At 56.7% G+C, this 7,135-nt stretch carries 7 protein-coding genes; 1 reads left to right on the top strand and 6 read right to left on the bottom strand.

What is annotated here, in order from left to right:
- Nucleotides 1-2,431 (bottom strand): tetratricopeptide repeat protein (locus ACXWUF_RS15620; protein WP_458495579.1); only part of this gene is annotated, 2,431 nt, incomplete at its 3' end.
- A gap of 1 nt (nt 2,432) precedes the next feature.
- Entirely contained in the window at nt 2,433-3,620 is a 1,188-nt protein-coding gene (locus tag ACXWUF_RS15615) for an AAA family ATPase (RefSeq protein WP_458495578.1), read from the bottom strand.
- A gap of 151 nt (nt 3,621-3,771) precedes the next feature.
- Here ACXWUF_RS15615 and ACXWUF_RS15610 point away from each other — a divergent pair, with 151 nt between their 5' ends.
- The gene (locus ACXWUF_RS15610; RefSeq protein ID WP_458495577.1) at nt 3,772-4,095 is read left to right on the top strand and encodes a hypothetical protein; all 324 of its coding nucleotides are present in this window, start codon (nt 3,772-3,774) and stop codon (nt 4,093-4,095) included.
- A gap of 29 nt (nt 4,096-4,124) precedes the next feature.
- Here the strand turns inward: ACXWUF_RS15610 and ACXWUF_RS15605 are convergent, their stop codons facing one another.
- The 4 genes from ACXWUF_RS15605 to ACXWUF_RS15590 form a co-directional block, all read right to left on the bottom strand.
- Complete coding sequence (locus tag ACXWUF_RS15605; protein ID WP_458495576.1) at nt 4,125-4,511, bottom strand: hypothetical protein; 387 nt, start codon at nt 4,509-4,511, stop codon at nt 4,125-4,127.
- Entirely contained in the window at nt 4,511-6,256 is a 1,746-nt protein-coding gene (locus ACXWUF_RS15600) for an Hsp70 family protein (RefSeq protein ID WP_458495575.1), read from the bottom strand. The genes ACXWUF_RS15605 and ACXWUF_RS15600 overlap by 1 nt, the downstream gene beginning before the upstream one ends.
- A gap of 60 nt (nt 6,257-6,316) precedes the next feature.
- Complete coding sequence (locus tag ACXWUF_RS15595; protein WP_458495574.1) at nt 6,317-6,799, bottom strand: DUF3368 domain-containing protein; 483 nt, start codon at nt 6,797-6,799, stop codon at nt 6,317-6,319.
- The coding region (locus ACXWUF_RS15590) for a UPF0175 family protein (RefSeq protein WP_458495573.1) at nt 6,796-7,135 on the bottom strand (340 nt) is incomplete at its 5' end. The genes ACXWUF_RS15590 and ACXWUF_RS15595, both read right to left, overlap by 4 nt.

Below are 7,135 nucleotides of genomic sequence, written 5' to 3'. Positions count from 1 at the left end.
GGGTGCTATCGAAGAGAGACGAAATAATGCCCGCCGACTCGCCGTCGTAAGCCTTTTTCTCGACGCCTTCCAGGGCTAGGCCTGCCGTAAGGCTAGATAAAGCAAATTCCCAACGCCCGCTAGCAATCTGCATTTTGGCGAGAGAGAAATGTGCATATAAGCGAAATTCAACCGGCGCTTTGGCTAATTGAAGCATTGCTTCAAAATCAGCCTCAGCACGGAGTAACTCTCTCAAATACCAATAAGTAGCTCCTCGAGCATAAAGTGCTGTTGCGAGTTGCTCTGTCGGCAAATTCGGTAGACCAATTACGGCACTAAAATCGTTTATAGCTTTTTCAGCTTCACTGAGTCGTCCATATATTACGCCTCGGCCAATCAGTGCTTGCGCAATCTGCTGCACCGATGCCTCCGATAGCCCAATTACAGCACTATAGTCGGAAATCGCATCATTATCTTTTCCAATTTTTTGAAAAATCACACTCCTATACAGAAGAGTTCTCGCAAATGTTTCTATTGGCACATCCGACAAATCAATAATCGTATTGCAATCATTAAGCGCACTCTCAAGGTTTCCGAGTTGCTCGTAGGTCACAGCTCGATTAAAAAGCGCCCTTGCTATCTGATTAATGGGAGCGTCCAACAGCTTAATAACAGAGGAATAATCAGCGATTTCTCTTTCGGCATTCCCAAATTGTCCGTAAATGACTCCACGATCAAAGAGCGCTCGTGCCACCTCTTTACCTGGTGCGGCTGGTAATTCAATAACGATATTGTAGTTGGCGATAGCGCTCTCTAGGTGACCGAGATTTTCATACGCTGAACCCTGATCACAATAAGCTTTTGCAACTATTTCGACAGGTATGCCGTGCATTTTTTTAATGGGATCAAGCACATTAACAATCTGCTCAAATGCACCTTGCTGACGGTAAATTAACGCAGCTAATAGCCTAGCGGAAGCATTAACAATCGAGTGTTGAGCTTCGTCATTTTTAATAAAATTATCAAGAATATCTAATGCCTCATCAGAATTACCAGAAACCCATTTGCCACAGGCCAAAGCTACTTCTTCAGATGCTTTTGAAAATAATTCAATAATGGGTAGCCATGCTGCTTCAGGTCCATCACAAAATTCTTCCCGAAATCCCTCTACCAAAAGCTGCGCCCTTAAATTTCCGAATTCCGAATTTCTATCAATAGCGGCTTGCAAATAAGTTCTAGCCAAACTCCCATCCTCACTTTTCTGCAATCGCGCCGATAACCCCCCCTCGTCATACCAAACCCGCAAAAAATCCACCAACAACCGCATCGGCCCCGGCGACTGGTTCTCCTTCACCTCCACACAAATCCGCATCAACGGCTCGGCCATCTCATACAACACCTCCCGCCCCCGCTGCGCCGACTGCACATAGCCCTTCCCCCGCAAATCCTTCAACTGACTGGAAATCGTCTGCTGGCTGGCGAACAACCGCCGCGCCAAATCCTTCACCGGCACGGGCCGCTCCCGGCTGCACAAAAACTCCACAATCTTCCGCTGCTGCGGCGCCAACCAACGGATGCGCTCCTGATAGTACGGCGTCATCTCGTCGATCATCTTCGCGAACGGCACCACCAGCGCGTCGATGTTGTCGCGGGTGATGAACTGCGACAACACGATATAAATCCGATGGTTCCCCCCCGACAAATGATGCAGCGCCCGAATCCGCGAACGCCCGGTCGGGCTGCGCAAAAACGCGGCGGTCTCCGGGTCTTGGTTCAGGCTGGCGATCTTGCCCAACAACTCGGCGGCCTCCTCCACCGACAGGGTTTGCAGCGGCTCCACCTGGAAAAACCCGAAAAACACGTTCTTGCGCTTGGCGATGTCATCCACCAAACGCTGCGCCGTCGCGACCAGGGACAACACCGGACGCTCCTGAATGAACGCCCTAAGCCGCTGCTGCCCCGCCTCGCCCAGGCTCTCGAACAAGGCATCTAGATTCTCCACTACCACCAACAGCGTCCGGTCGCCCAACTGATCCGGCAACCACTGCGCCAGCCAGCTTTCGGCAGAACTCGGGTCCATGTCGTACATCGGCTCCAAATCCGCCTCGCGATACGCGCCGGGATAGCGCTTCGCCAAAGCCAAGTAAATCCGCCGCAGAAACTCCAACAGCGAGGTGCTGGTTTCGTCCTCGTTCAGCCACGCAATATGCAGCTGGTCCAGAAGCGCCGCGTCCTGATTCAGCCGATGCACCAGCAACGTCACCAAATGGGTCTTGCCCGTGCCCCGTGGCCCGACGAACAACAGATGATGCTTGCTGCCCGTGGTCGCGCTCTCGCGGACCCGCTCCACCGCATCCGCCAGCATCGCCTGACGCTGCACGAAGATGGCTTCCAAATCTTCCGGCGGCGTGCGGCTGGGAGTGAAGACAGAGAGAAACGCCCGGTCACCCATGTCACAGCCCCCTCGCCAATCGCCACCAACGCCGCAACAGCGGGAATTTGAACCGATACCCGCCCGCCTCGTCCCGCGCCAGATAATGGTCCTGCTCAATCAACCGCAACAGGGCCAGCAACTTTTCCCGGTCGATGAGCAATCCGGTGTTTTTCAACTCGGTCAGCAACTCATTGAGCGACAGCGCCGCACCAACCTCACCCGCCGCGACGCCATCGAGAATGCCCAGCACGGCGGGTTCATCGGCTTGGCCGTAATAGGTGGGGATGCGTTCGCGGTAATGGTTCAATTGCCACGGATCATTGGCGTCGAGCAATTGTCGGGAAATCACTTGCTCGACGGACTCGGGCGTGCCCGGCAAGCGGGATTGCTTGAGCGCTTTGGCGATGTGGTGGATGTAGAAGGGGAAGCCGTCGGACACCAGCGCGATGGCCTCAGCCAAAGCGGCAGGCTGATCGGTCGGGATGGCTTCGCCCGCGATGAGCTTGGCGGCGAGGTCGCGGGCGAAATCCGGTGCTAACGGCAGAACTTCAAGGGCGAAAGTGTCGTTAAGCGGCGAGTTGGCGTAGCTCTTGTTCTTGAGGGCACTAAGCACATGGTGGATGCCGATGGAGCCAGTGAGGACCATCCGCAAGCCTTTGTCGCCCTCGCCCTGCCGCAAGGCGCGGAGGGTATCCAGCACTTCCATCGCCACAGTTTCACCGTCCCGGTCGGCGATGCTTTTCAGCATGTAGGGCACTTCGTCCCACAGGAACAGTGGGCGCTCGCCTTGGCTATCCCGTGCCTCCACTAAATCCTCGACTGCCTTGGTCAGTAGCTCTTTCCAGGGTGCTTGCGCGTTGAAGGTCGGCAGCTTGACTCCCGCCACCTGGGTTCCGCTGATGGTTTCAAAAAAGGTTCTGGCCCGACGCGCCGCAAGCTGGCGCTGTGAAAGAAATTGGTCAACCTCGCGGAAAACAGCTTCGGCGAATTGCTGGGCCGTGTGGTACTGCTCCAAGTCCTGAAAGATCGGAACCCACCCAGCGCGGGGTTCTGCTTGAAGTTTTTTGATGATGGTCGTTTTGCCGATACGCCGCTCGGCATTCATGCGAATTGACTGCTGGGCGATGGTTTCCCAGATGTGCTCAATCACTTCATCCCGTCCGACGACCTCTTTCAGGTCGATTTGCCCGCCTGGATTGGCTTTCATAACGGCACGCCCTCAACATAATTAAGTTATTTCATTGTACGTTGAAAATAATTTACGTCAAATTCAACGTATTTTAATTCTTCGGCAAAAGGGCCGGACGCGCCCAAAGTCACCCCGATCATCCCCAGCCCCACCCGGTTAAACTATCCCCATGGACAACGACCGCGCCTACAAACTGCTCTTCTCCCACCGCGAAATGGTGAAAGACCTGCTGCGCTCGGGCCGGGTGCCGAACGCGAATTTTTCACCGATACATGACTTACAGGAGGCCGAAACCATGCTGGCTGAACGAGTGAAACAGTGGACCGAGGAGTGGAAACAGGAAGGACTGGAAAAAGGGAGGCGTGACACGGAGCGGTCCATCGCCCGCGCCCTGCTGGACATCATCACCGATGACGCCCTGCTATCCCAGCGTGTCGGCGTGCCGGTCGAAGAAATCGCGGCGATGCGGCGCGAAGCAGCGGGAAAGGGCTAGTTTTTCCTGCCCCCTCCCGCCCTACGGGACTAAATCCCCTTCACCGCCCGCATCAACTTCGCCACCCAAGAATCATGGTGTTCCTCGCCATGCTCATGCGGCTCATCATCATGGGGAAGCGGCGGGGGCGGCGGCGGAGCCTCGATCTCAACAAGCTCGGGCACCGCCGCCACGGGCCGGGGTGCCTCCAAGAATCCCCGCAACGCCGCCGCCAACGCCCCCCGTTTGAGCCGCAAGGATTCCTCCACCGCCTCCCGCGCCGCCGCCATATCGCCCCCGGCCAAGTGGGCGAGGGCAAGGCGCACATGCTCGGCGGCTTCCGCCTCGGCGGCGAGGGGCAGGGTGAGGTCGGACTGGCAGCGGCCACACACGGGCGGCTCCCGCAGCCGGGCCTGACAGGTCGGGCAACGGTCCATCAGGTGTCCAGGTAGTAAAGGATGTCGGCCAAGCGCTCGGACGCCGATTCCACGGCCCCGGCGTCCTGGGCGGCCAAGCCGTCCTTGATGGCTTCGATCAGGTCGATCATGTCCTCGCGGTCCTCCTCGTTGGCTTGCTCCAACAGCCGCTCCGCCTTTTCCATCAAAGCGCGCGCCTTCACTTCCTCGTGATGGCTGGCCGCCGCCGGGGCTTCGCCACCTTCCGGCGCAAGGCCCAGCAAGGCGGCGACGCGGGCCTTGGCGTCCTCCATCTCCTGCTCCTTGAAGCGGCCTATGGCGTTGTTGATGGTGATGGACTTTTCCAAGCCGGTGTCCTTCTCCCGCGCCGAGACGTGCAGGATGCCGTTCAAATCCAAGCCCAAGGTCACGGTGATGGTGTTGCCCGCGGGCACGTCGCGCAGGCCGGTGATGAGGAATTCGCCAATCTCGATGTTGTTCAGGGCGTCCGTGTCCTCGCCCTGGTAAACCCGCACATTCACCGTGTCCTGGCCGTCGTGCATGGTGTAGAAGGCTTCGGTCTTGGTGACGGGGAGGGGCGTGTTCTTGCGGACAATCGGCACGAAGACGTAGGGGTAGAATTCGCCGTTCAGTTCGCCAATGGCGCAGGTGCCGTAGGTGTAGGGCGTGATGTCCACCAGCACGGAGGACACCGACTCCCCGGCGATCATGCCCGCCTGGATGGCCGCGCCCATGGCGACGCACAGGTCCGGGTCGATGTCCCGCTGCGGCTCCTTGCGGAATTCCTCGAACAGCCGCTCGCTGACGACCGGCGTCCGGGTGCTGCCGCCCACCAGGACAATCTCGTCGATGTCGGAGGCGGTCAGGTTGGCGCCCTTCAAGGCGATATGCACGGCCTCCAGAGTCTCGTCGATGTAGTCGGCGATCATGTCCTGATATTCGAACCGGGACAGTTCCAGCGACAGATGCACCGGCGTCCCTTCCTTCTCGAACAGGTATTCCTCCTCGATCCGCACGAATGGCTGGTCGGACAGGGCGCGTTTGGCGCCTTCCGCCGTGCGGTTGATGCGGGCCATGATTTGGCGCGACTCGGTGATGTCGAAATCGTGGTCGCGTTTGATGTGTTCCACCAGATGCAGGGCGATGCGGGCGTCGAAGTCGTCGCCGCCCAGCCGGTTGTTGCCGTGGCTGGCGAGGACTTCCACCACGTCGTCCTCGATGCTCACCACCGACACGTCGAAGGTGCCGCCGCCTAAGTCGTACACCAGGATGCGCTTGCGGTGGCTGGTCTTGGCCTCGTAGGCGAGGGCGGCGGCGGTGGGTTCGTTGATGATGCGGACCACGTCCAGCCCGGCGATTTCCCCGGCTTCGCGGGTGGCTTGGCGCTGGGCGTCGGAGAAGTAGGCGGGCACGGTGATGACGGCCTTTTGCACCGGCCGGCCCAGGTGTTCCTCGGCCACGGCCTTGAGCTGCTTAAGGATGAAGGCGGAGATTTCCTGTGGACTGAACGAATGGTCCGCCAGCGTCACCTTCATGTCCTCGCCCATGTGGCGCTTGATGGATTTGATGGTGCGCTCGGGGTAGAGGACGTATTGGTTGCGGGCGGGTTCGCCCACCAGGATGTCGCCGTTGTCGCCGATCCCGACGAAGGACGGGAGGATTTTGCGGCCCTCCTTGTCGGCGATGACCGTCGCCTTGCCGTTTTGCAGGATGGCGACTTCCGAGTTGGTGGTGCCTAGGTCGATGCCGATGATGATGTCTGTCATGGGTTGGATTTAGGTGGTTGGTGGTAAGACGCTTAATAACTTGGAGTCGTAAAAAATCGGTTAATCGGCCAACTCGCCAATTTGCGCTAAAAACGAGCGATAAAACGATGGGGAATACCAGCGGCCTTTGGCGATCATTTCATCCAGCAGCGGCTTTATCGCAATGATCTCGGCACGCTCTTTGGCCCTAATCAAAATGGACAATGTACGGATAACTGTTAAGCCAGCATGGCGGGCAAATTCGTAGCCAAGATTTTCGTCAATGATGACAAAGTCTGCGTTAATTTCTTTTGCCAGAATGATGGTTTCGGCTTCACCCAAATCTAGCTGGTTCAGCAATAAGTCGCAATATAAACGCCCTTGGATTGGTTTGACTTGGATAAACGGGCAATCAACTTCCCGATTGCCGTACTTTTGTTTGGTCTTCAATTCCTCGTAGACGGCCTCAGAAATAATTACCTCACCGAATAGCTTTGCCAGCAAATCCAAGCAATCAATAGATGCTAGCGAAATGATCGGTGTTGTGTTGGAAACAACCTTCATGGCAGCTTCTTTGCGTCGGCGAATATCTCGTCCATTTCCTGTTCGCCATAATCAAAAATCGGCTCGCCTTCGATTCTGAGTTTGTCAATAAAATCCAGTTTGGTATAACCGGCCAACTCCGCCGCCTTGCCGAGCGATAACCGCTTTTTGCGATATAGCGTCAAGGCCGACATATACAGCAAGTCTTGTGTGAATTGCTCTTTCGTTTCTTTCAGCGATAGCAATATGTTGGCTTTGATCGGGAACGATATGTTGATGGTTTCTTCTAGCATTTCAAAATCCTCAACTTTTCTGCTTTCCAAGTTCCAGCTTGGGAACCCGGTCTTGCAAGCTCTG

It is taken from the genome of Methylomagnum sp. (assembly GCF_054333355.1).
The sequence above is the reverse complement of the archived record's forward strand: the minus strand, read 5'-3'. Positions and strand labels throughout refer to the sequence as shown.